The sequence below is a fragment of the Pseudomonas sp. MF09156 genome (genome assembly GCF_059862305.1).
Genome location: NZ_JCBCUR010000010.1, coordinates 122,565 through 144,981 on the forward strand (window position 1 = coordinate 122,565; position 22,417 = coordinate 144,981).

16 protein-coding genes are annotated in these 22,417 nt (G+C 61.4%); 14 read left to right on the forward strand and 2 right to left on the reverse strand.

The genetic code is table 11. From position 1 onward, the window contains the following. The first annotated feature begins 138 nt into the window (after window positions 1-138). The 5 genes from AC19YY_RS20835 to AC19YY_RS20855 all read left to right on the forward strand — a co-directional run bounded on the left by AC19YY_RS20835 (window position 139) and on the right by AC19YY_RS20855 (window position 4,860). Window positions 139-1,086, forward strand: coding sequence for an AraC family transcriptional regulator (locus AC19YY_RS20835; RefSeq protein ID WP_500604786.1), 948 nt, complete (start codon window positions 139-141; stop codon window positions 1,084-1,086). 107 nt (window positions 1,087-1,193) lie between these two features. Next, window positions 1,194-2,570: a Rieske 2Fe-2S domain-containing protein gene (locus tag AC19YY_RS20840; RefSeq protein ID WP_170041459.1), complete on the forward strand. Its 1,377-nt coding sequence runs from the start codon at window positions 1,194-1,196 to the stop codon at window positions 2,568-2,570. After that, window positions 2,567-3,055 carry a benzoate 1,2-dioxygenase small subunit gene (gene benB / locus AC19YY_RS20845; RefSeq protein ID WP_500604787.1) on the forward strand — a complete coding sequence of 163 codons (489 nt, stop codon included), beginning with the start codon at window positions 2,567-2,569 and terminating at the stop codon, window positions 3,053-3,055. The genes AC19YY_RS20840 and benB overlap by 4 nt, the downstream gene beginning before the upstream one ends. A 10-nt stretch (window positions 3,056-3,065) precedes the next feature. Further along, entirely contained in the window at window positions 3,066-4,088 is a 1,023-nt protein-coding gene (benC, locus tag AC19YY_RS20850; protein ID WP_500604788.1) for a benzoate 1,2-dioxygenase electron transfer component BenC, read from the forward strand. A gap of 10 nt (window positions 4,089-4,098) precedes the next feature. Then, window positions 4,099-4,860 carry a 1,6-dihydroxycyclohexa-2,4-diene-1-carboxylate dehydrogenase gene (locus AC19YY_RS20855; protein WP_500604789.1) on the forward strand — a complete coding sequence of 254 codons (762 nt, stop codon included), beginning with the start codon at window positions 4,099-4,101 and terminating at the stop codon, window positions 4,858-4,860. 202 nt (window positions 4,861-5,062) lie between these two features. Here AC19YY_RS20855 and AC19YY_RS20860 read toward each other — a convergent pair whose 3' ends face one another. After that, window positions 5,063-9,937 (reverse strand): RHS repeat-associated core domain-containing protein, encoded by a 4,875-nt coding sequence (locus AC19YY_RS20860; protein WP_500604790.1) that lies wholly within the window; start codon window positions 9,935-9,937, stop codon window positions 5,063-5,065. Between the two features lie 155 nt (window positions 9,938-10,092). Here AC19YY_RS20860 and AC19YY_RS20865 point away from each other — a divergent pair, with 155 nt between their 5' ends. Further along, window positions 10,093-11,037, forward strand: coding sequence for a Dyp-type peroxidase (locus tag AC19YY_RS20865; protein ID WP_169951960.1), 945 nt, complete (start codon window positions 10,093-10,095; stop codon window positions 11,035-11,037). 34 nt (window positions 11,038-11,071) lie between these two features. Here AC19YY_RS20865 and AC19YY_RS20870 read toward each other — a convergent pair whose 3' ends face one another. Further along, window positions 11,072-11,950 carry a LysR family transcriptional regulator gene (locus AC19YY_RS20870; RefSeq protein ID WP_169951961.1) on the reverse strand — a complete coding sequence of 293 codons (879 nt, stop codon included), beginning with the start codon at window positions 11,948-11,950 and terminating at the stop codon, window positions 11,072-11,074. A 131-nt stretch (window positions 11,951-12,081) separates the two neighbouring features. Between AC19YY_RS20870 and AC19YY_RS20875 the strand changes: the two genes are divergently transcribed. The 8 genes from AC19YY_RS20875 to aptA all read left to right on the forward strand — a co-directional run bounded on the left by AC19YY_RS20875 (window position 12,082) and on the right by aptA (window position 22,411). Next, window positions 12,082-12,948: an alpha/beta hydrolase family protein gene (locus AC19YY_RS20875; RefSeq protein WP_170041455.1), complete on the forward strand. Its 867-nt coding sequence runs from the start codon at window positions 12,082-12,084 to the stop codon at window positions 12,946-12,948. 126 nt (window positions 12,949-13,074) lie between these two features. After that, a complete protein-coding gene (locus AC19YY_RS20880; RefSeq protein ID WP_170057368.1) occupies window positions 13,075-14,643 on the forward strand; it encodes an ABC transporter substrate-binding protein in 1,569 nt (522 codons plus the stop codon). Window positions 14,644-14,654: 11 nt separating this feature from the next. Next, window positions 14,655-15,596 carry an ABC transporter permease gene (locus tag AC19YY_RS20885; RefSeq protein WP_500604791.1) on the forward strand — a complete coding sequence of 314 codons (942 nt, stop codon included), beginning with the start codon at window positions 14,655-14,657 and terminating at the stop codon, window positions 15,594-15,596. Next, the gene (locus tag AC19YY_RS20890) at window positions 15,593-16,462 is read left to right on the forward strand and encodes an ABC transporter permease (protein WP_169951500.1); all 870 of its coding nucleotides are present in this window, start codon (window positions 15,593-15,595) and stop codon (window positions 16,460-16,462) included. The genes AC19YY_RS20885 and AC19YY_RS20890 overlap by 4 nt, the downstream gene beginning before the upstream one ends. Window positions 16,463-16,464: 2 nt before the next feature. Further along, complete coding sequence (locus AC19YY_RS20895; RefSeq protein ID WP_492634636.1) at window positions 16,465-18,096, forward strand: ABC transporter ATP-binding protein; 1,632 nt, start codon at window positions 16,465-16,467, stop codon at window positions 18,094-18,096. Between the two features lie 130 nt (window positions 18,097-18,226). After that, the gene (locus AC19YY_RS20900) at window positions 18,227-19,507 is read left to right on the forward strand and encodes an OprD family porin (protein ID WP_170041452.1); all 1,281 of its coding nucleotides are present in this window, start codon (window positions 18,227-18,229) and stop codon (window positions 19,505-19,507) included. 64 nt (window positions 19,508-19,571) lie between these two features. Beyond that, a complete protein-coding gene (locus AC19YY_RS20905; protein ID WP_500604792.1) occupies window positions 19,572-21,089 on the forward strand; it encodes a serine hydrolase domain-containing protein in 1,518 nt (505 codons plus the stop codon). Next, the gene (aptA, locus tag AC19YY_RS20910) at window positions 21,086-22,411 is read left to right on the forward strand and encodes an omega-aminotransferase AptA (RefSeq protein ID WP_500604793.1); all 1,326 of its coding nucleotides are present in this window, start codon (window positions 21,086-21,088) and stop codon (window positions 22,409-22,411) included. Before AC19YY_RS20905 ends, aptA begins: the two co-directional genes overlap by 4 nt. Window positions 22,412-22,417 lie beyond the last annotated feature (6 nt).

The window sequence follows — 22,417 nt, forward strand, 5'->3', positions numbered from 1 at the left end:
TGATCGCCGGCCTGGTGCGAACTACCGAGTCGCGAAAAGCTCACCATACCTTAAGGGTATCCATGTAGACCTTATCCATATTGGACGCTCGCGACATCACGCCTCAGCCTGAGGCCAATAACTATAAAGAGGCGCACCATGACCGTGCTATTGAGTGAGCGCAGCCAGATTTTCCAGGGCGCCGATGCCTACGCCGTGTCGGACTATGTCAACCAGCACGTGGGCAACCACTGTATCCGTCTGCCGCCCAAGGGCCGGCCCCTGGCGAGTATCAGCCACCGGACCTTTTCCAGCCTGGACCTGTGCCGTATCAGCTATGGGGCGCCGGTGCAGGTGACGTCGGTGGCGCTGGAAACGATCTATCACTTGCAGATCCTGCTGAACGGGCACTGCCGCTCCAACTCCCGGGGCAACGCGCAGGTCTTCGGGCCGGGGGAGATCCTGCTGATCAATCCGGATGACCCGGTGGACCTGACCTATTCCGCCGACTGCGAAAAATTCATCATCAAGTTGCCGGTGCGCCTGCTGGAAAACGCTTGCCTGGCGCAGCACTGGACGCTGCCGCAACCGGGTATTCGTTTTGCGGCGGCGCGCCATGCGCTGAGTGAGATGGATGGTTTTCTGCAGTTACTGGGGCTGATCTGCCATGAGGCGGAAAACGCCGTCGAGCCGCAAGTGCAGGACCTGTATGAGCGGATTGTCGCCAACAAGCTGTTGGCGCTGCTGGCCAGCAATGTGTTGCGGGTGGTGCCCCAGGCGGCGCATGGCGGTGGTTTCGAGGCGGTGCGCGAGTTTATCGAGGAGCACCTGGGCGAGGACATCGGTATCGAGCAATTGATGGCGGTGGCCAAGGTCAGCGAGCGGTCGCTGTATAGCCTGTTTGCGCGCCAGGTCGGCCTGTCGCCCCGTGATTATGTGCGCCGGCGCAAGCTGGAGCGGGTGCATGCGCGTTTGCAACTGAGCAGTGCGCGCAGTGTGACGGAAGTGGCGCTGGACCATGGCTTCATGCACCTGGGGCGGTTCTCCGAGGCCTATCGCAAACGCTTTGGCGAGCTGCCTTCGCAGACCTGGAAGCGCCATCGCTAAGCGGCTCGCGCCAGCCGGATACTGATGTGCAGGAAGCGGATATTGAGGAGTGGGAGGAGCACGTACGGTGAGGGCGCCTGATACAAGAACAACGGAGGGCCTGCCCCATGACCACTACACTCGACCGCCTCGCTGCACAATTGCGCGAGTCCGTTCAGGAAGATCCCGCTACCGGGGTATTTCGCTGCCGCCGCGACATTTTTACCGACCCCGACCTGTTCGCCCTGGAGATGCAGCACATCTTCGAAGGCGGCTGGCTGTACCTGGCCCATGAAAGCCAGGTGCCGGCAATCAACGACTACTACACCACCTGGATCGGCCGCCAGCCGGTGGTCATCACCCGCGACAAACAGGGTACTTTGCATGGCCTGGTCAACGCCTGTGCCCACCGTGGCGCCATGCTGTGCCGGCGCAAACAGGGCAACAAGGGCTCATTTACCTGCCCATTCCACGGCTGGACCTTCAGCAACGCCGGCAAGCTGCTCAAGGTCAAGGACGGCAAAACCGGCGCCTACCCGGACAGCTTCGACTGCGACGGCTCCCACGATCTCACGCGCCTGGCGCGCTTTGAAAACTACCGTGGCTTTCTGTTCGGCAGCCTCAGCGAGGCGGTGCCGCAACTGAGTGATTACCTGGGCGAGACCCGGGTCATCATCGACCAGATGGTCGACCAGGCCCCCCTGGGCCTGGAGGTGCTGCGCGGCAGTTCCTCGTATGTCTACGACGGCAACTGGAAGCTGCAGATCGAGAACGGCGCAGACGGTTACCACGTCAGCTCCGTGCACTGGAACTACTCGGCGACCATGGGCCGGCGCAACTACGAGGCCGAAGGCACGCGCACGGTCGATGCCAATGGCTGGTCGAAAAGCCTGGGCGGCGTCTACGCCTTCGATCACGGGCATATCCTGCTGTGGACGCGCCTGCTCAACCCCGAGGTGCGCCCGGTGCATGCCCACCGCGCGGCACTGGCCGAGCGCCTGGGCCAGGCGCGTGCTGACTTTATTGTCGACCAGACCCGCAACCTGTGCCTCTACCCCAATGTGTACCTGATGGATCAGTTCTCCACGCAGATCCGTGTGGTGCGGCCCCTCGCGGTGGACAAGACCGAAGTGACGATCTATTGCATGGCGCCGATTGGCGAAAGCGCCGAGGAGCGGGCAACGCGGATCCGCCAGTACGAAGACTTCTTTAACGTCAGCGGCATGGGCACGCCGGATGACCTGGAAGAGTTCCGCGCCTGCCAGACCGGCTACCAGGGCGCGACCACCCTGTGGAATGACCTGAGCCGTGGCGCCAAGCAGTGGGTGGAAGGGGCCGACGACAACGCCAGGGCCATGGGCATGCACCCGCAATTGAGCGGGGGCAAAACCGAAGACGAAGGCTTGTTCGTGCGCCAGCATGCGCATTGGGCCGCAAGCCTGCAGCGTGCAATAGAGCGTGAACAGCCAGGCCTGATCGCCAGCGACCGGGAGCTGCAGCCATGAGCCTGTCCCGTGACTGCCTGCTGGACTTTCTGTACCGCGAGGCGCGCCTGCTGGATGACCGCCAGTGGGATGAGTGGCTGGCGTGTTATTCGCCCAAGGTGCAATTCTGGATGCCTGCCTGGGACGACTACGACACCCTCACCGAAGACCCGCGACGCGAAATCTCGCTGATCTACTACCCCAGCCGCGATGGCCTGGAAGACCGCATCTTCCGGATCAAGACCGAACGCTCCAGCGCCAGCACGCCCGAGCCGCGCACCGTGCACTTGCTCTGCAACCTCGAAGTGCTGGCCGACGATGGCGCCCAGGTGCAACTGCGTTTCAACTGGCACACCCTCAGCCACCGCTACAAGACCACGGACAGCTATTTCGGCACCTCCTTCTATAGCCTGGATATCCGCGGCGAGCAGCCGCTGATCACACACAAGAAGGTGGTGCTGAAAAACGATTACATCCACCAGGTCATCGACATCTACCACATCTGAGGACACCGCCATGACGTATGCCATTGCCCTGAACTTCGAAGATGGGGTTACCCGTTTTATCGACTGCAAGGTGGGGGAGAAGGTGCTCGATGCTGCTTTCCGCCAACGCATCAACCTGCCCATGGACTGCTCGGACGGTGTCTGTGGCACGTGCAAGTGCCGTTGTGAAACCGGCGCCTATGACTTGGGCGATGACTATATCGAAGACGCCCTGAGCGCGAATGAAGCCCAGGAGCGCCAGGTACTGACCTGCCAGATGGTGCCGCAGTCCGATTGCGTGATTGCCGTGCCGGTACCGTCCAGCGCGTGCAAGACCGGCACCACGCAGTTCGTCGCGACGCTGGCCAGCATCACCCGCCACGCCGATGCTGCACTGCAGGTGAGTTTCGAACTGGATCAGGCGCCGGTGTTTCTACCCGGCCAGTACGTGAACATCGGCGTGCCCGACAGCGGGCAGACGCGCTCCTATTCATTCAGCAGCCGCCCTGGCGACACGCACGCCAGTTTTCTGATCAAGCATGTACCGGGCGGGTTGATGAGCAGTTGGCTGGAGCGCGCCCAGCCGGGCGACAGCGTGCCGATGACCGGGCCGTTGGGCAGTTTTTACCTGCGTGAGGTGCACAGGCCGCTGCTGTTATTGGCCGGTGGCACCGGCCTGGCGCCGTTCCTGTCGATGCTTGAAGTGCTGGCCCTGCGGGGGGAAAGCCGGCCGATCACGCTGATCTATGGGGTGACGCGGGATCAGGACCTGGTGCTGGTCGAGGCCCTGGAGGCCTTCGCTGCGCGGTTGCCCAACCTCACGCTTGTCACCTGCGTGGCCGATCCGCAGACCGCGCACCCGCGCCAGGGGTATGTCACCCAGCATATGGCCGGCAACGTTCTCAACGATGGTGATGTCGACGTTTACCTGTGCGGGCCGCCGCCGATGGTCGATGCGGTGCGCGAGCACTTCAAGCACCAGGGCGTGAGCCCGGCCAGCTTCCATTACGAAAAATTCACCGCCAATGCCATGGCCAACTGCGATGCCGCCTGAGGAAACCAGCATGAATCTACGTTTTGACACCAAGGTTGCGCTGGTCACCGGCGCCGCCCAGGGCATCGGCCGGCGCGTCGCCGAGCGTTTGCTGGCGGAGGGCGCCTGGGTGGTCGCAATCGATCGCTCGGAACTGGTGCACGAGTTGCAGCATGCCCGGGTGCTGACCCTCATCGCCGACTTGGAGCAGCATGCCGAGTGTGCCCAGGTGATGGCCGCCGCCAAGGTGCGTTTCGGGCGCGTCGATATCCTCATCAACAACGTCGGCGGGACCATCTGGGCCAAGCCCTTCGAGTATTACGCCGAGGCGCAAATCGAGGCCGAAGTGCGCCGTTCGCTGTTCCCCACGCTGTGGTGCTGCCATTGCGTGCTGCCCTACATGCTGGAGCAGGGCAGTGGCGCCATCGTCAATGTGTCGTCGGTCGCCACACGGGGGGTCAATCGCGTGCCCTATGGCGCGGCCAAGGGTGGAGTGAATGCCTTGACCGCCTGCCTGGCCCTGGAAACCGCCGGCAGCGGCATCCGCGTCAACGCCACCGCACCCGGCGGCACCGAAGCACCGCCCCGGCGCATCCCGCGCAATAACCAGCCGCAGAGCGCGCAGGAGCGCGCGTGGTACCAACAAATCGTCGACCAGACCCTGGATAGCAGCCCGATGAAGCGTTACGGCAGCATCGACGAACAAGTGGGCGCGATCCTGTTCCTGGCCTCTGACGAGGCCTCCTACATCACCGGCGTGACCTTGCCGGTAGGGGGGGGCGACCTTGGTTGATTTGCCTTTTACCTGCAGGGTCTGCCGTGCCACTGGCTTGGGCATTCGAATACGCAATGTGACGGCGCGCTCAAACTACCGCAGCGACCTCAATGAGAACCGGCTGAACCTCCGTTACACCTGGCCGCAGCTTTAAACCCTGACCGAGCAGGGCCCCAGGCCTTGCTCGGTCAGTTTTTTGCAAGGCGCAGGGTGTACCGAATCATCTACCTTTACTGGTCAACCACAACCCCCTGAAACTGCCGAAGGGCAACCAAGTAATATCACCGATGAATGTATCGGCAAACTGAGCGGGCTCAGACTCAAGGACCCCCAGACCTCCCAGGACCCCCGAGGTCACGAACGAAAGCGTATTTACATCACCGGTATCGAACAGACTCGAAGTCCCCCGGGGGTGCAGTAGTGACGCATCGTTGTAGCGGACCTGCCAATTCACGGTTGGGCGGGGGAATGATTTTGCCCAGACGCGCTCCATTCCTCGGATTAGCCGCGACTGCCTGAGGGTGCCGGTCACGGCGTTGGATGTCTTGCTCATGAGGTTCCTGGCGACTGCTGGGAGAGACCGCCCCAGATACGCGCCAACCCTCACAACTTTGGCTGCCAGCGTGGTCAGCCCTGCTGCTGCTCCGGTGCTCAGGGATATCCAGGCCAGGATGCCGGAAGCCGCGGAATTGGTGTCCTGGATAACCACTGAGGCAATACCGGTCGCGAGCGAAGTGGCGGCGAGCCCAACAATCGCCGCCGTCAGTAACAGTGCCGTCCCTCCTGTCATCACGGCGGTCAATACACCGACCGCGCCCCACAGGTACGTATGAATCAAAGATCCTCCTTCGCCCAAGCCCTCCGGGCCAGGCAGGTCGTCCCCCCAAATCGCCCGTAATTGCTTATCCACGGAAAAATGCCCGGTGGGGTCCTGATAATTGACCGGGTCCCCTTCGGCACAATAGCCATACAGATTGGGTCCACCCTTACCGAACGGGCTGAGGTCATCCTGGGTAAGAAACTGCATGCTGGATGCGTCATACCAGCGTTCGCCTGTGCCCAGCGGGTACTGGCCGGTGGTGCTGTCACGGTATTCGCCGTTGAAGCCCAGTACCGAGTCGGGCTCATCCGAAAAATGCTCGCCGTAGGCGGTATAGGCATGATGCTTGAGGGTCTGGGCCTGGACATCGTAGCTGACCAACACGCTGCCGTTGAGATCCCGCAGTTCAAACAGTGTTCTGTCGACCCCGGAGCGCTTGATTTGTTGGACCGTACAGGCGGCGCTGCCGGGGTTGAGGTTGCGGCTGTTGTCGTTACTGGCGGTGGCGTAATCCCCGCAAGCCTTGAGGCCGTCGTAGATCACTTGACTTGGCTCGTCACCGCCATTACGGGTCATCAGGCGTTTGGACGGGTCATAGCTATAACGCGCACTGCCAGCCTGGATGAGCCGCCCGAGCCAGTCATAGCTGTATTTTTTGCCCGTCTGGTCCTGGGTTACCCGTCCCGCTGCGTCATAACTCAAGCTGGCAGACGCGATGTAGTCCGCGTGGCTGTTCTTGACTGTTGTAAGGCGGTAGCCATTGGCAGCGTCGTAGGTATAGGTTGCGGTGTTTTTCGCGGTGCCGATGGTGGTGATGCAGGTAAGCACGTTACCCAGTGCATCGTAGGTAAATTCCTGTTTGTCGATCTCCTTGTTCTTCGGCGTCCTTGGCCGCCAGACGCCAGTGGTGGTACAGGACTTGACCCGGCCGCCCGGCGTATAGGTCAGGCTGCGGGAGCCGAGGAGGGTGGCGCCCTGTTTCAATTGGGCCGATTTCAATTTGTCATCGGCGTAATAAGTTTGCTCCAGCAGGAGGTCAACTTTACCGGGGAGTATGAATTGGCGGCTGGTCTCACGTTGTTGCAGATCGTGGGTGTACTTCACATGGAATGTGATGGGGGAAGTGGGCTCAAGGTTGTAGGGGCCGGCAACGACTTCCTCCTGAAACAGCCCTTGATCATCGTAAATGTGGTCAGTGGTGTAGTGAAAGTTATTGCTGGCATAGCGCTGCCCGTTAGTCTTGTAGAGAAACAGTGTCTGGTTACTCAGTACGTCGGTACTGTCCAGCAAGCGCCCATTCATTGAGTGGGTGTAAAGCACTTCCTTGCTTTGACCTGGCTCGGTTTGCACCTGTTGCCGGGTGATACTGAGATAGAGGTCATGGTTGTACTGGAGGAACTGTTGGCCCTCGGTCGCCGTGGCAATGCCTTGTGTGCCATAGGCGTAGGTAAAGGTGTTTTGCGCGCTGGCATCTGCGGTACTGGTCTTGGCCAGGCGATTGCCCAGCTCCTTGATGTAGTCATGCTTGAGCACGCGGCCGTCGGCGGTAACAGTGGTCGCGGGTACTGTGCTTGTACCGCTATAGGTGTAAGTCTCGGTGCAAGAGCCGCGTGTCAGCGAGGTTACCCGGCCCCAAGTGTCGAAGCTGCGCTTGCCCAGGACCTGCCGTTTGCCACCGGACTCAAGCTCGATTTGTGTGGCGTCCCTCAATAGCCAGTGCTGTGGATAGGTGTAGTGGTAGGTATAGATGAAGGGCACGTCGAGCAACCCACGGCCTTTTTCGCTACGCCGTTCACTCAGCAGGCGACCATTGGCATCGTAGATGTAGTTGATGGTGATAATTCCGAACTCGCTGTCGGTAACCAACTGTTTAATTTGCTTGGCCCGATTGTAACTGGCTGTCTGGGTTTGAAAGACGGCGCCATTCTGGCCTTTCCATTCAATTTTCTTGATGGTTTCATCCGAGTTGTACGTCGTCACGGTGGTGTGCTTGTCGGCGGCCTTGCCGGTCCATTGCGTACGGGTCATGGCGACGGGGTCATATTGATTGAAGTCTTCCCGGCCATCGCTGTAGTGCTGGCTGCTGACTTCATTCCAGTCGTCGTATCGCATCTCTTGCCATTGGATGAGCTGGGTCCCGTGCCGGTCATAATCAAAACTTGATGTCCGTAGCTCACGTCCCAGGCTGTCATAGGTAACGGCCTTGGTTTGCTTACGCAGGTTACCTTCCAGCAAGTATTCACTCACCAACCGATCCTGCCCGTCGTATTGGGTCAAGTGGGTTTTTCCGTTGGGCTCGGTGACTTTCACTTGCCCGGGCGCGGGGTAGGCATAGGCGGTGACTTGGCGATACGTGGTGCTGTGCGCGCAGACGGTCAGGCTGAGTAACTGCCCGTATTGGCTATAGGTAAACTCGGTGCGATTGCCATCAGCGTCGACTTGGCGCAGGAGGCGGCCACTGAGGGTGCTTTGGGTTTGTGAAGACGTACGGGTCTTGCCGGTTGTGTCGGTGTCGGTGGTCGTGGTGGTCAGTTCGGTGTTACCAACCCCTCCCAGTGTGTAGTCAAAGGTGCGTATTGGATCGGTCTGCACGGGGCGCCGGTCCTTGGTCCCCAGGGTGCTCTGGGTAAGGGTCTTCACGCGACCCTTGCGAAAGTCGTCACCTTCGAAGTATTCGATAAGCTGGCCGATGAGTGCTGCATTGTAGTTCAGTTCGCTGGCGAGACTACCTTGTAAGGTACTGATGATTTTAGATTCGCTTAGATTGGGTATTTGTTTATAGGCGTGGTATTTAAAGGTGAAAATATTTAATAGTTGGGGGAATGTCCCTGGCAGCAGTTCTGGAATTATTGCCAGCAGCCCTGGATCGTCGACGATTTCAGTATCAACGTAAGTGGAAGGAAACAGCTGGGTGGGGAGTGTCAGGATAGGCGTCCATGATTCATCAGGCTCTTTGTCGGTCTGCTGCTCGGAAGTTAATGCGATCTGATTCAGCAAGTTTGTTAAGGTAGTCTCGCTCTCAGTAGATTTAATTTCACCTTTTTCTGGGGCAGGTATGTAGTCCACTACTGTAGTTACTCTTTCTTGTCGATTTCTGACAAGTGCAGAGTGGGTATTGAAGCGGTTTTCGTTTTTCTCTTCCCGACTCTTGCCGGCCTTGCTGTATATCGTCGATGTCGTGCGACTTAGTAGTTCTTCTTGCACAGTCATCGTGTATTTTTTTTGTGTTTGTGCCGCCCCTTGTACGAGCACTTCGGAGGTGACGTTATGCTGTTCATTGTAGTTATAGGTCGTGGTGCGAATGGCCGGCACGCCCTCGCTCATGATCGTGCGGTAGTGATCCGGGTCCTGGCGCTGGTACACATAGGTGGTCACCACCGGTGTGCCGCCGCCATTGGGCGTCAGGGTATGGGTGCTGACACAGGGCAGGGCAGATAGCTTGGGGTTGTCCGGGAAGGTCAGTCCGTTGTCCTGATACTCCACCTGCTCCTGCAGCCCGTCAAAGCTGGTGATGTTGGTCAGCAGCCAGCCACAGGTCGGGTGATCGAGGTACTCGAAACTGCTTTTGATATCTGCTGCGAGGCTGACGGATTTAAGGGCGTAATTCTCGATGGCCAGGCTGTAGCTCAGGGTTTCGGCGGCGTCGTCGGGCCAGAACGTCAACGTGGCCGAACTGATGACCGGCGTGGCAGCCGGGTCCCCTGGGGTGTATTGCACCTTGAGCAGGCTGCGGGTGGCGTCGCGGATTTCGGTCAACTGGATCTGGTAGTAGGTTGCGCCGCCGATCACATGGGCGGTGGTCATCCAGCTCAGGGTCACGCTGTTGTAACCATCGGTGGTCAGGGACTCGGGGACGTAGATGCCGGTGTCTGGCAGCAGTACCAGCACTTCCTTGCGGCCACCTTTGCGGTGCACGGTCAACTTGCCGTTGTTCCATTGCGCAATCACGGCGGATTGCTTCAAATCTTTATCCTTTTCCACCGTCAACACTTCACCGGAATGCATCGTGAGCTTCTTGTGCTTTTCACTGTAGGTGGTCATGGCATAGAACCAGCCATCCCCCAGCGCTGCCTCGTTATTGACCACGGGCGTATTGTGCAGGCTCATTTCGATCACCGGCCCGTTGCCGGCATTGCCCGTCAGCGACGGCAAGGGCACGTAAACCTCAAACAACCCCGTGCGTGGGTCCACGACATTGCGCTTTTGCGTGGTGGCATTGAAGATCGGATCGTTTTCGTCGTCGGTTGGGTCGGTGCCCATGGGGTTGTGCGCCATCATCCTCTCCTTGATTTTTACTCTGTTCAAAAACTACGCGACGGCGAACGCGCACATAACTGTCAAATCTCACAGTCGTTTATATCGTTTAGTAATGGGTGTAGGATTTTTTACTCTCTCCTTTAACCGTGGAGCTGCGTGTGGAATCCGTCACGATGAACCCGAATATTGAACCTCAGGCTGTGTGCACTCCGATCACCCGCGCGGCCATTTTTATGGTCGCCACACTTGCTCCCGGTAGCGATGCGGCCAGGACGGTACGCCAGTGGTGCGGCGATATCGCCGCCCTTACGCGCTCCGTGGGCAAGCGCGTGCCCGACGGTAGCCTGACCTGTGTCTGCGGCTTCGGCTCGACGGCCTGGGACGCGCTGTTCGGCAACCCACGCCCGGCGTCCCTGCATCCGTTTCAGGCAGTTGGCGTAGCGGGGCGCATGGCGGTTGCCACGCCTGGGGATGTGTTGCTGCACATTCGCGCCGAGCGCATGGACCTGTGTTTTGAACTGGCCACGCAAATCATGGCGGCCCTGGGGGATGCGGTGGTCGTGGTGGATGAGGTCCAGGGATTTCGCAATTTCGACATGCGCAGCATCATCGGGTTTGTCGATGGCACCGAGAACCCGACCGGGCGCAAGGCTGTCGGTTTCACCATCGTCGCTGACGAAGACCCGGCGTTCAGTGGCGGCAGCTATGTGCTGGTGCAAAAGTACCTGCACAACATGGGCGCCTGGAACGCGTTGTCCACCGAGGCCCAGGAGCGGGTGATCGGGCGTACCAAACTGGCGGATATCGAACTGGCGGATGAGGCCAAGCCGAGCAACTCCCACAGTGCCTTGACCACCATCACCGAGGATGGCGAGGAAGTGAAGATCCTGCGCGACAACATGCCCTTCGGCCGGCCGGGAGCGGGGGAGTTCGGCACCTATTTCATTGGCTATGCGCGCACGCCGCAGCCGCTGGAGCTGATGCTGGAGAACATGTTTGTCGGCCGGCCTGCCGGCAACTATGACCGGCTGCTGGATTTCAGTACGGCGGTCACCGGTGGCTTGTTTTTTGTGCCGTCCGCGGATCTGCTGGAAGAACTGGCCGAGCGTGAGCCTTAGGGGCGGCCACGCTCGGCAATCTGCCAGGTAAGGCTCACTTCGCCACTGCCTGCATCAGCAACTTGCGAATCTCCCCGGTAATCGCACTTTTGGTGCCTTGCTCCAGAATCCCCACCCGGCGTACCGCCAAGTCTCCAGGCAGCGGCAGTACGCGCAGGCTGGGGTCTTTGTGCCAGTCAAAGTTCTTCAACAGCGGCACGATTGCCACACCGACTTGCTGGCGGACCAGGTCGGCGATACCGATGATCGAGTTCAATTCGAGGATTTCCAGCGGCTCGACCGATTCACTCTTGATGATCGATTGCACCTTGCGGCCTACGGCGGTGGACCGGTCATAGCGAATGAACGGCTGGGTCCTGAGCAATTCCACGGCGTCGTTGATACCCGCGGTCTGCGCGGTGTTGGCGAGCATGACGATGGGCTCGTTGTAGAGCAGGGTCCAGCTCAAGCCGTCGAAGTTTTGCCGCGCCGTCTCGATCAACAACGCCGCGTCGAGCTTGGCGGCGTGTACCAGGTTGACCACCTCGTCGGAGCGGGCAGTCATCAGGTTGACCGAGATGCGCGGGTGCAGCTTTTTCAGTTGCACCAGGCAATTGGCGAGCAGGCCCATGCCGGAGGTAATACCGCCGATGGACACTTCGCCCTCCATGGCCATGCCATCGGGCGCCTCGGCGATCATTTGCTCGTAGTCCGCCAACAGGCGCTTGGCCTTGGGCAGCAACAACACGCCATCGCGGCTGAGCTTGATCTGCCGCTGGCTGCGGTCGAACAGTGGCCGGCGCATCTCTTCTTCGAGGGCGCGCATTTGCTGGCCGACAGCGGCATTGGTCAGGGCCACCCGGTCGGCGGCGGCGGCGAAACTGCCGTATTCGGCGACGGCGATAAACGTCTTGAAGAAGCGAATGTTGCTCATGGGCAGGCCCGTGGTCATGGGTGTGCCTGAATCGTAAAGGTTTTGTTTACTCAGGTTAAAGTTAAATTAGTTTTTCTTTTTATAGGGCCCGGCCAATACTCAAGCCCGAACTGACTCGGCGAACTTACCCAATGAGCAATCCAGATATCAGCCCTGAACACGCAGCATTGCGTGCTGCAAAGAACGTGTATCACCTCGGCGCGACCACCGTGTACTCCCATCACGGGGACAGCCGGTTTGCCTACACCCTCTATGTGCCTGAAGCCATCGAGGACAGCACCCGGCCAGTCGACCTGGTGGTGTCGCTGCACGGTTCAACCCGTGCGATGGAGATTTACCGCAATGGCTTCGCCGAATTTGGCCGCTGGAACGATTGCGTGATCCTGTCGCCGCTGTTCCCGGTCGGCGTGCTGGGGGACGGCAATGGCGATGGCTACAAGCAGATGGTCGAAGGCGATATCCGCTACGACCAGGTGTTGCTCGACATGATTGCCAGTGTCGGCAAGCGCTACGGCCGCCGCTTTGAAACCTTCGCGCTGTTCGGCTATTCCGGTGGGGGGCAATTCACCCATCGCTTCTGCTACCTGCACCCCGAGAAACTCTGGGCGGCGTCCATCGGTGCACCGGGCTCGGTGACCCTGCTCGATGCCGATCAGGACTGGTGGGTCGGCGTGCGGGACTTTGCCACGCGCTTCGGCAAGCCGCTGAACCTGCCAGCCTTGCAGCGCTTGCCGGTGCACATGGTGGTGGGTGATTCAGACCTCGAAACCTGGGAAATCACCCACCGTGAAGGTGGCAAACATTACATGGCCGGTGCCAACGCTGCCGGGCGCACGCGACCTGAGCGCCTGGCCACCTTGAAGGCGAGCTTCGAAGCCGCCGGCGTGCAGGTGCACTTTGACTTGCTGCCCAACGTCGCGCACCAGGGCGTCAAGGCCATGCCGGCCGCCCAGGACTTTTTCGCCAAGGTGTTGCGCCACAAGCGCAGCCTGGGCTGATACACCGTAGGTAGATGCACTCAGAACAGACCGTATAACAATAACCAAGGATTCACTCATTCTGATGCCGGTCCTGCCTTGGCTCTCGCCACTGACCGGAAAATTTCTTCAAGGAGTCTTTCTCCCGTGAATAGTTACGTAAAGACGGCAGTGGCCGTTGCGATGTCGGCGTGCGCCTTTTCCATGGCCGTTGCCCAAGACCAGGTCATCAGTGTCGGCATCAACGGTGATATCCGCAGCAGCGACCCAGGGGTCAACCGGGACGACAATACCGACGCGGTGATGATGCATATCGTCGAAGGTTTGGTGGCGTACCGCGAAGACACCAGCATCGCACCGATGCTGGCCAGTGCGGTTGCCGTCTCGGCCGATGGCCTGCGCTACACCTTTACCCTGCGCGACGGCGTTCTCTTCCAGAACGGCCAGCCATTGACGGCCAAGCAGGTGCAATGGACCTGGCAGCGCTACCTCGATCCCAAGACCCAGTGGCGTTGCCTGGCGGAGTTCGATGGGCGCGGCGCGGCCAAGATCGTCGATGTCTCAAGCCCAGACCCGAAAACCGTGGTGTTCACCCTGGACCAGGCCAATGGCTTGTTCCTGGCCGCCATGGCCCGTCCGGATTGTGCCGGCAGCGGCATCCTGCACCCAGACTCCCTGGCCGCCGATGGCAGTTGGCGCGCACCGATTGGCACCGGCCCGTTCACCCTGGGCAAATGGCAGAAGGGCCAGTACGTCGAGTTGGATCGCTTCAAGCAATACACCCCGCGTGCCGAAGGCGAGGCGGACGGTTACACCGGCAATAAGCAGGCGTTTGTCGACACCGTGCGCTTCCAGGTGATCCCCGATGCAGCCTCGGCCAAGGCCGCGCTGCTGTCAGGTGGCGTGGACCTGCTGCCGGACGTGACCGCGATGGATGCCGCGCAACTCAAGCAGGTCAAGAACCTGCAGATCCAGGTCAGCCCGATCATGACCATCAGCGGCCTGTTGTTCCAGACCCGCGACCCGCTGCTCAAGGATGTGCGCATCCGGCGCGCGGTGGCCTTGTCCCTGGATTACGCGCAGATGGTGGCGGCGTTGTCCGATGGCTTGTCGGTGGTCAACAACTCAGTGATTCCCACCGCGAGCCCGTACTACGACGGCATCGCGCAGCAGGGTTACACCTACAACCTCGACGAGGCCCGGCGCTTGTTGAAAGAGGCCGGCTACCGCGGGGAAAAAATCCGCATGCTGGTCAACAAGCGCTACCCGCAGATGTTCGACATGGGCTTGCTCAGCCAGGCCATGACCCAGGCAGCAGGGCTGAACATCGAGATGGAAACCCTGGAGTGGGGCACGCAGCTGGAGCGTTACCAGAGCGGTAGCTACCAAATGATGTCGTTCTCCTATTCGGGGCGTTTCGATGCGGCGCAAAGCTACGAATCGGTGATCGGCGACAAGGACAAGGAGCCGCGTAAAGTCTGGGACAACCCCCAGGCCCTGGCGATTTTGCGCGAGGCCCAGCGGGAAGTTGACCCTGCCAAGCGCCGGCCACTGTTCGACCAGCTGCACACGCTGATGCTCAAGGATGTGCCCATGGTGGTCATCTACAACGGCACTGCCATCGGCGCCATGGGTAAGCGCGTTGAGGGTTATCGTTCCTGGCCCGTTGCCAAGCCGCGCCTGTGGGGCGTGAAGCTGGCCGACACTTCCAAGTAAGGCGTAGCGCTATGTTTCGATTCATATTGCACAGGCTCGGCATGGCGGTGCCGACCCTGTTGCTGATCTCGGTGATTGTATTTGCCTTGATCCGCCTGATCCCCGGCGACCCGGCACTGTTGATGCTGGGTGACATGGCCGACCCGCAAAGCCTGGCCGACATGCGCAGCAGCCTGGGCCTGGACCACTCGGTGCTGACCCAGTACCTGATCTGGATCAAGTCGGTGCTCAGTGGCGACCTTGGGGTGTCCATCAGCAGCCGTCAGCCGGTGCTGGAGTTGCTGGTCGAGCGTTTCAGCGTCAGTGCGACCGTGGTGCTGGTGGCGGTGTTGCTGGCGACCCTGCTCGCGGTGCCGGTGGGCTTGCTCGCAGCCTGGAAGCAAAACAGTGCGATGGACCTGGGGCTGGTGGCGACGGCAACGTTGTTGCTGTCGGTGCCGAGCTTCTGGTTGGGCTTGCTGCTGCTGTATGTCTTCGGCATTCAGTTGGGCTGGTTGCCGGTGATCGGTTACGTCGGCTTCGCCACCGACCCTATGAAAGCGCTGACCTATGTGGTGCTGCCGATCGTCACCCTGACGCTGGTGGAGTTCGGCGCCATTGCCCGGATGGCCCGGGCCAGCACCATCGAGGTGCTACGCCTGGAGTACATCGCCCATGCCCGGGCCAAGGGCTTGTCGGAAAGCGCGGTGCTGTGGCGACACGCCTTGCGCAACGCATTTGCGCCGACCTGGACCTTGATTGGCCTGATCCTGGGCAACCTGCTCGGCGGCATTGCGGTGCTGGAAACCGTGTTCACCTTGCCCGGCATCGGCCGGTTGATGGTCGATGCGATCTTCTCCCGCGACTACCCGGTGCTGCAGGGGTGCCTGCTGCTGGTCACCTGCATCTATGTGTTGGTCAACCTGTTGGTGGATCTGCTGTATCCGCTGTTCGATCCAAGGGTGAAGCTATGAACCTCAAGACTCCTGCCGTGCCCACCGTGGCGGTGATCTCGCCTCGGCGGCGCCGGCGTTACCCGCCGCTCAACGCCCTGATCGGCGGCAGCTTGCTCGCGGTCCTGGTGTTACTGGCATTGCTCGGCGTGGTGTGGACGCCTTACGACCCGCTCAAATTGGACCTGCTCTCACGCCTGCACGCACCGAGTGCCGTGCATTGGCTTGGCACCGACGAGTTTGGCCGCGATGTGTTCAGCCGCCTGATCATTGGCGCGCGTACCAGCCTGTGGATCAGCCTGCTCTCGGTCAGCGTGGCGGTGATCTGCGGCACGGTGATCGGCATGCTCGCCGGTTACCTGCGCGGCTGGACCGACCGGGTGCTGATGATGCTCAACGACGCGCTGCTGGCGTTCCCCGGCATCCTCATGGCCCTGGGCATCATGGCGATTGTCGGCGCCAGCCAGTACGGCATCGTGCTCGCCCTGGGCATCGCCTACACCCCATCGGTGGTGCGGGTGGTGCGCGGCAGCGTGCTGTCACTGCGTGAGCTGGAGTTCATCGAGGCTTCGCGGGTGATCGGCAACTCCGAGCTGTACACCATGTTCCGCCACATCACCCCCAACTGCCTGGCGCCCCTCTGTGTACTGGCCACCAGCATGTTTGGCTGGGCGTTGCTCTCGGAGAGCGCGTTGAGCTTCCTCGGCCTCGGGGTTCCACCGCCGGCCGCGACCTGGGGCAGCATGCTCTCGGCAAGCCGCACCTATATCTCGACGGCGCCGTGGCTGGGGATCTTCCCGGGCATCTTTATCAGCCTGACGTTGCTGGCTATCAATCTGTTCGGCGATGCGTTGCGTGATCGTCTCGACCCGCGCATGAGGAAATGAGCATGAGCGCTCCAGTGCCTTTACTGGCCGTTGAAAATCTGCAGATTCGCGTTGGCGTGGACGGTCCGCTGGCCGTCGACGACTTCAGCTTCACCATGGCCCCTGGCGAAATCGTCGCCCTGGTGGGCGAGTCGGGTAGTGGCAAGACCATGGCCGCCCGCGCCGCCATTGGCTTGCTGCCGGCACCCATGCAGGTGTGCGGCGGGCGCATCCTGTTCCAGGGGCAAGCGCTGGACAGCAGCGATGCCAAGGCCATGCGTGCGGTGCGTGGTGCGCGGATCGGCATGGTGTTCCAGGAGCCGATGGTCTCGCTCAACCCCGCGCTGACCATTGGCCGGCAGATGAGCGAGGCGCTCAAGCTGCATACCGCGCTGGATGCGGCGACGATCCACGGGCGCTGCATCGCCATGCTGCAACGCATCGGCATCAAGGACGGCGAAAAATGCCTGGCATCCTACCCGCACCAATTCTCCGGCGGCATGCGCCAACGCATCATGCTGGCTTCGGTGATGTTGCTGCGCCCGGCGCTGCTGATCGCCGACGAACCGACCACGGCCCTGGACTGCCTGGCGCAACTGGACGTGATCGAGTTGATGCTGGAGCTGACCCGCGAGCAGGGCACCGCGATCCTGTTCATCAGCCACGACCTGTCCCTGGTGGCGCGGTATGCCCATAAAGTGGTGGTGATGCGCTCGGGCAAGGCGGTGGAGCAGGGCCGTATCGAAGACATCCTCTTTGCCCCCAAGGCTGAATACACCCGGCAGTTGCTCGAAGCGCTGCCCCGGCGTGGGACGCTGGGGCCATTGCCGGCGGCCGACAGCCCGTTGCTGCAGGTCCGGGATGTGTGTATCGAGCACCCGGGGCCACGGAGTTTCTGGGGGCGCAGCGTGCCCAAGCGCGTGGTGCACTCGGTGAACCTGAGCATTGCGCCGGGCGAGACCCTGGCCCTGGTCGGTGGCAGCGGTTCGGGCAAGACCACCCTGGGGCGTGCGGTCGTCGGGTTGGTCAACCCGTGCGCCGGGGCGATTCTGTTCCAGGGCGTGGATATCCTCAACGCCGCCAACCGCGCGCATCGCCTGCAATGCCAGATGATCTTCCAGGACCCGTATTCGTCCCTCGACCCGCGCATGACGGTCGGCCAGATCCTCGCCGAGCCGCTGCGCCATGAGCCGGCCCTGACGGTTGCGCAAAAACGCCAACGGGTCACCGACACCCTGGTCGACGTGGGCTTGCCCGAACAGTTTCGCGAGCGCTTTGCCCATCAACTCTCCGGCGGTCAACGCCAGCGCGTGGCGATCGGCCGGGCGCTGGTGCGCCGGCCCAAGCTGGTGATTGCCGACGAGCCGATTTCGGCGTTGGACATGACCATCCAGAAACAGATCCTCGAACTGTTCGAGCGTCTGCAACGCCAATATGGCTTTGCCTGCCTGTTCATCTCCCACGACCTCTCGGCGGTGGAGCGCATCGCCCACCGCGTGGCGGTGATGAACCAGGGCGAGGTGGTCGAAATGGGCCCGCGTGACACGATTTTCGACACCCCGCAACACCCTTACACCCGCCGGCTACTTGCGGCGGCCAGCCCCTTGGAGAAACGCGCGGACGGCAGCTACCGCCTCCGTGCCAGTGTGATTTAGGTACTGCTGCACCTCAGGCCACGGCATCAAAACCCAACCCTTCGCAAATCGCCGATTTGCGAAGCGGGCGAAGCCATGGCCGAAGAAAACAAAAACAACCCCACTCAACCTGTCTGCCAGGAACCTACACATGAATAACCGCATCAACAAAGTCGTCGCCAGTGCCAGCGTCATGGGGGCCGGTTTCATGCCCCTGTTTGCCCAGGCCGACTTCATCGCCGACAGCAAAGCCGCGCTGGAATTGAAGAACTACTACTTCAACCGCGACTACCGCGAATCCAGCGGGCAGAACAAGCGTGCCGAATGGGCACAGGGTTTTATCCTCAAGCTCGAGTCGGGTTTTACCGACGGTACCGTGGGCTTTGGCCTGGACGCGGTCGGGATGTTGGGCATCAAGCTCGATTCGAGCCCGGACAACTCCGGTACGGGGCTGCTGGCGCGCTCCAGCATGGCCGAGCCCGGCGCTCCCAGCTACGCCCGCCGAGCCCATGACAACTACTCCAAACTTGGCCTCACCGGCAAGGCGCGCCTGGCCAAGAGCGAGTTGCGCGTGGGTTACATGGTGCCAGACCTGCCGACCCTGCAGCCGAACCTGAGCCGCCTGTTCCCGCAAAGTTTCAGCGGCACGGCACTCACCTCCAAGGACATCGACAAGCTGACCCTGACCGCCGGTCAACTGGACCAGGTCAAGCAGCGCGACTCGACCCACTACGAGGACATGGGGCTTACCAGCCAATACGGCGCCTACAAAAGCAGCGCAAAGAGCGATGAATTCCGCTTCGCCGGCGGCGAATACGCACTCACGCCGACGACCTTCGTGACTTACCAGTTCGCACAATTGGAAAGCCTGTACCAACAGCATTACCTGGGCTTGAAAAACAGCCTCAAGTGGGGCCCGGGCACCCTGAAGACGGACATCCGCTACTTCAGCGCCAGCGAAGACGCCGCAGCCCTGGCCGGCAAGGTGGATAACCGGGCGCTGAGCACGCGCATCGGCTATGGCCTGTACGGCCACAACCTCAGCGGCGGTTACCAGGAGCAGTACGGTTCGACGCCGTTCACCTATGTGGACGGTACCAACACTTACCTGTTTAGCGAGTACCAACTGGCCAACTTCTCCCAGACCCGTGAGCGCGTGTGGCATGCCCGCTACGACTATGACTTCGCTGCGCTGGGCATTCCGGGCCTGCTGTTCTCCACGCGTTACGCCAAGGGCGATAACGCCAAGGTCATCGGCTTTGACGGCGAAGGGCGCGAGTGGGAGAGGGACTTGAGCCTGGGCTATGTGGTGCAGAGCGGTACGTTCAAGGACGTATCGCTGCGTTGGCAGAACGCCAGCGCCACCAGCAACTTCGCCCGTGACACCAACGAAAACCGAGTGATCCTGGGCTACACCGTGGCGCTCTGGTAGCGGTAATGGCGTGCAACAGCAGCCTGTTGCACGCCCAAGCAGTGCAAATGAGGGGATAGATCAGATGACGAGTTTGCCGTTGCGCCGGGCACTGCCCAGTCAACAACGTGTATCGGCGCGTGGCGTGAGTGATTTCATCGATGCGGTGAACGCTGCGGGCCTGGAGTTACACAGTTTCATGCTGTACCGCGATGGCGCGGTAGTGGCCGAAGCGTTCTGGGCGCCTTATAGCGCCGCACGCTTGCATGTTCAGCACTCGGCGACCAAAAGCTGGGTGTCCATGGCGGTCGGGCTGTTGGTGGATGACGGTGTGTTGTCACTGGATGCCAAGGTGGTGGACTTTTTTGCCGCCGATTGCCCGGCCTCCATCAGCGCTAACCTGGCGGCCATGACCGTACGGGATCTGCTGACCATGCGCACCGGGCATCGCCAGGGCATCTCCGGTGGCGCCTGGCGCGGGCGCACTGACAGTTGGGTGCGGTTGTTCCTCAATGAGCCGGTCGAAGACCCGCCAGGGCAGCGGTTCATCTATAGCAGTGCGTCGAGCTTCATGCTCTCGGCGATTGTCAGTGTGGTCAGCGGCCAGACGGCGTACGCCCTGTGCAACGCGCGCATCTTCCAGCCCATGGGCATGGGGCCCATCGAGTGGGACCTTGCACCGGGCGGCTTCAACACCGGGGGCAACGGCCTCAGTTGCCGCACCGAGGACTTGCTCAAGTTCGGCGTGCTGCACTTGCAACAAGGTCATTGGGAAGGGCAGCAATTGCTGTCCCGGGAATGGGTGGCCGACGCGACCCGTGGGCATGTCGACGATGTATGGATGGGCGCCTTCGATGGCAAGCGCTACCTGGGCCGTGACGAGTCGAGCGACGCGGCTGTCACGCGCCGCGAAGGCTACGGCTACCAGTGGTGGATGACCCTGCACGGTGGTTACTACGCCTCCGGAGTGTTTGGCCAGCAGTGCATCGTGTTACCGCGCCATAACGCGGTGATTGCCTTCACCGCCGGGCTGGCGCTGGGCGAGCGGCGCTTGCACAGCCTGCTGTGGGAGCATCTGGTGCCGGCGCTGGGTGTGCCCACTGACGGCGCGGCGGATGCCGGGTTGGCGGCGCTGCTGGCGCGGCAACAGCGGCCCGTCATGTCTGGCGCCGCGAGTTCGCCGCGCCAGGCCGAATTCAGTGGCACGTTCGTCATGCAGGCCAACGAAGACCAGGTCAGCGAAGTGCGCCTGGAGTTTGGCCCAGAGCATTGTGATTTCTACCTCACCGACCCCCGTGGCACCCATTGCATTCGTGCCGGGCTTGTGGCCGGCATCGAAAGCCGGACCAGCATGACCGGCCACTATCTGCATCACCAATACCAGCCGGAGCTCACCCCGGTGGTGGCGCAGGCGCGCTGGACCGAAGCGGGGGTGTTGAGCATGACCTGGCAGTTTGTCGAGACGGCGTTTTGTGACCGGATCACCTGCCGTATCGAACACGGCAGGTTGTCTGTGGACCGCAGCGTCAACGTTAACGCAGGCCCGTTGCAGCGCCCGACGCTGACCGGCCATCCCATCATTGCTTTGCAGGAGTCTCTATGAACGATCTTTCCCAGCCTTCAGCGCGCGTGAATCGCGGGTTCTGGGCGCCATTCACGCCGATGCGCCAGTTCCAGCAACAGCCGATGATGTTCGCCAGTGCCGATGGCATGTACTACACCACCACCGACGGGCGCCGGGTACTCGATGCAATGGCCGGGCTGTGGTGCGTCAATGCCGGGCACGGCCAGCCGAAAATCGTCGAGGCGATTCGCGAAGCTGCGGGGCGCCTGGACTTTGTCTCGTCATTCAAGATGAGCCACCCCCAGGCCCTGGAGATGGCCGAGCGCCTGATCGACGTCAGCCCCGCCGGCATGGAGCAGGTGTTTTTCACCAACTCAGGGTCTGAAGCGGTGGACACCGCGCTGAAGATCGCGCGGGCCTATCACCAGGCGCGTGGCGATTGCCGCCGGACCAAGTTTATCGGGCGCGCCAAGGGCTACCATGGCATGGGCTTCGGTGGGCTGTCGGTCTCTGGTATCGGCCGTCAGAAGCGTGACTTTGGCCCACTGCTGGGCGAGGTCTCGCACCTGCCGTTGCCCTATGACGCCGGCATGCGTTTCAGCGTCGGGCAGCCGCAACAGGGCGCCAGTTACGCCGATGCGTTGACACAGTTGCTGGATATCCAGGACCCGAGCACCGTGGCCGCCGTGATCGTCGAGCCAGTGACCGGCTCCGGCGGCGTTTATCCGCCGCCCCTGGGCTATTTGCAACGTTTGCGCGAGATCTGCACGCGGCACGGCGTGCTGCTGATTTTCGACGAGGTGATCACCGGCTTTGGCCGCGTCGGCGCCCCCTTTGCCGCGCAAGCCTTCGGCGTGCTCCCGGACCTGATCACCACCGCCAAAGGCCTGACCAACGGCGCGGTGCCCATGGGCGGCGTACTGGTCAGCGGTGCGGTGTATGAGGCGTTCATGGCCGGGCCGGCCACTGTCATCGAACTGATGCACGGCTACACCTATTCAGCGCACCCGCTGGCGTGCGCAGCCGGGTTGGCGACCCTTGAGGTGCATCGCGAATTGGGCATCAACCAACACGTCAACGCCGTGAGTGGGCTGTGGCAGTCGAGTGCACTTGCGCTGCAGGGCGTCAGCGCGGTGCTGGACGTACGTGCTATCGGCCTGCTCTGCGCCGTTGAACTCGAGCCGCGCCTAGGGTTTCCAGGCGCACGGGGCAGCGAGGTTGCGCAGTGGTGCTTCGAGAACGGCGTACTGGTGCGCGGCTCGGGCGACACAATTGTGATTTCGCCGCCACTGCTCATCAGCCCGCAGGAGATTGCCCTGGTGTTCGACACCCTGGGCAGCGCCCTGAAACACGTTGCCTGAAGGGAG

Bases quoted from the DNA above. Each gene is read 5' to 3' on its own strand.
- AC19YY_RS20860 (WP_500604790.1), bottom strand. From the start codon at position 9,937: ATGGCGCACAACCCCATGGGCACCGACCCAACCGACGACGAAAACGAT.
- benC (WP_500604788.1), top strand. From the start codon at position 3,066: ATGACGTATGCCATTGCCCTGAACTTCGAAGATGGGGTTACCCGTTTT.
- AC19YY_RS20870 (WP_169951961.1), bottom strand. From the start codon at position 11,950: ATGAGCAACATTCGCTTCTTCAAGACGTTTATCGCCGTCGCCGAATAC.
- AC19YY_RS20835 (WP_500604786.1), top strand. From the start codon at position 139: ATGACCGTGCTATTGAGTGAGCGCAGCCAGATTTTCCAGGGCGCCGAT.
- AC19YY_RS20855 (WP_500604789.1), top strand. From the start codon at position 4,099: ATGAATCTACGTTTTGACACCAAGGTTGCGCTGGTCACCGGCGCCGCC.
- aptA (WP_500604793.1), top strand. From the start codon at position 21,086: ATGAACGATCTTTCCCAGCCTTCAGCGCGCGTGAATCGCGGGTTCTGG.
- AC19YY_RS20885 (WP_500604791.1), top strand. From the start codon at position 14,655: ATGTTTCGATTCATATTGCACAGGCTCGGCATGGCGGTGCCGACCCTG.
- AC19YY_RS20840 (WP_170041459.1), top strand. From the start codon at position 1,194: ATGACCACTACACTCGACCGCCTCGCTGCACAATTGCGCGAGTCCGTT.
- AC19YY_RS20875 (WP_170041455.1), top strand. From the start codon at position 12,082: ATGAGCAATCCAGATATCAGCCCTGAACACGCAGCATTGCGTGCTGCA.
- AC19YY_RS20865 (WP_169951960.1), top strand. From the start codon at position 10,093: ATGAACCCGAATATTGAACCTCAGGCTGTGTGCACTCCGATCACCCGC.
- AC19YY_RS20905 (WP_500604792.1), top strand. From the start codon at position 19,572: ATGACGAGTTTGCCGTTGCGCCGGGCACTGCCCAGTCAACAACGTGTA.
- AC19YY_RS20895 (WP_492634636.1), top strand. From the start codon at position 16,465: ATGAGCGCTCCAGTGCCTTTACTGGCCGTTGAAAATCTGCAGATTCGC.
- benB (WP_500604787.1), top strand. From the start codon at position 2,567: ATGAGCCTGTCCCGTGACTGCCTGCTGGACTTTCTGTACCGCGAGGCG.
- AC19YY_RS20900 (WP_170041452.1), top strand. From the start codon at position 18,227: ATGAATAACCGCATCAACAAAGTCGTCGCCAGTGCCAGCGTCATGGGG.
- AC19YY_RS20890 (WP_169951500.1), top strand. From the start codon at position 15,593: ATGAACCTCAAGACTCCTGCCGTGCCCACCGTGGCGGTGATCTCGCCT.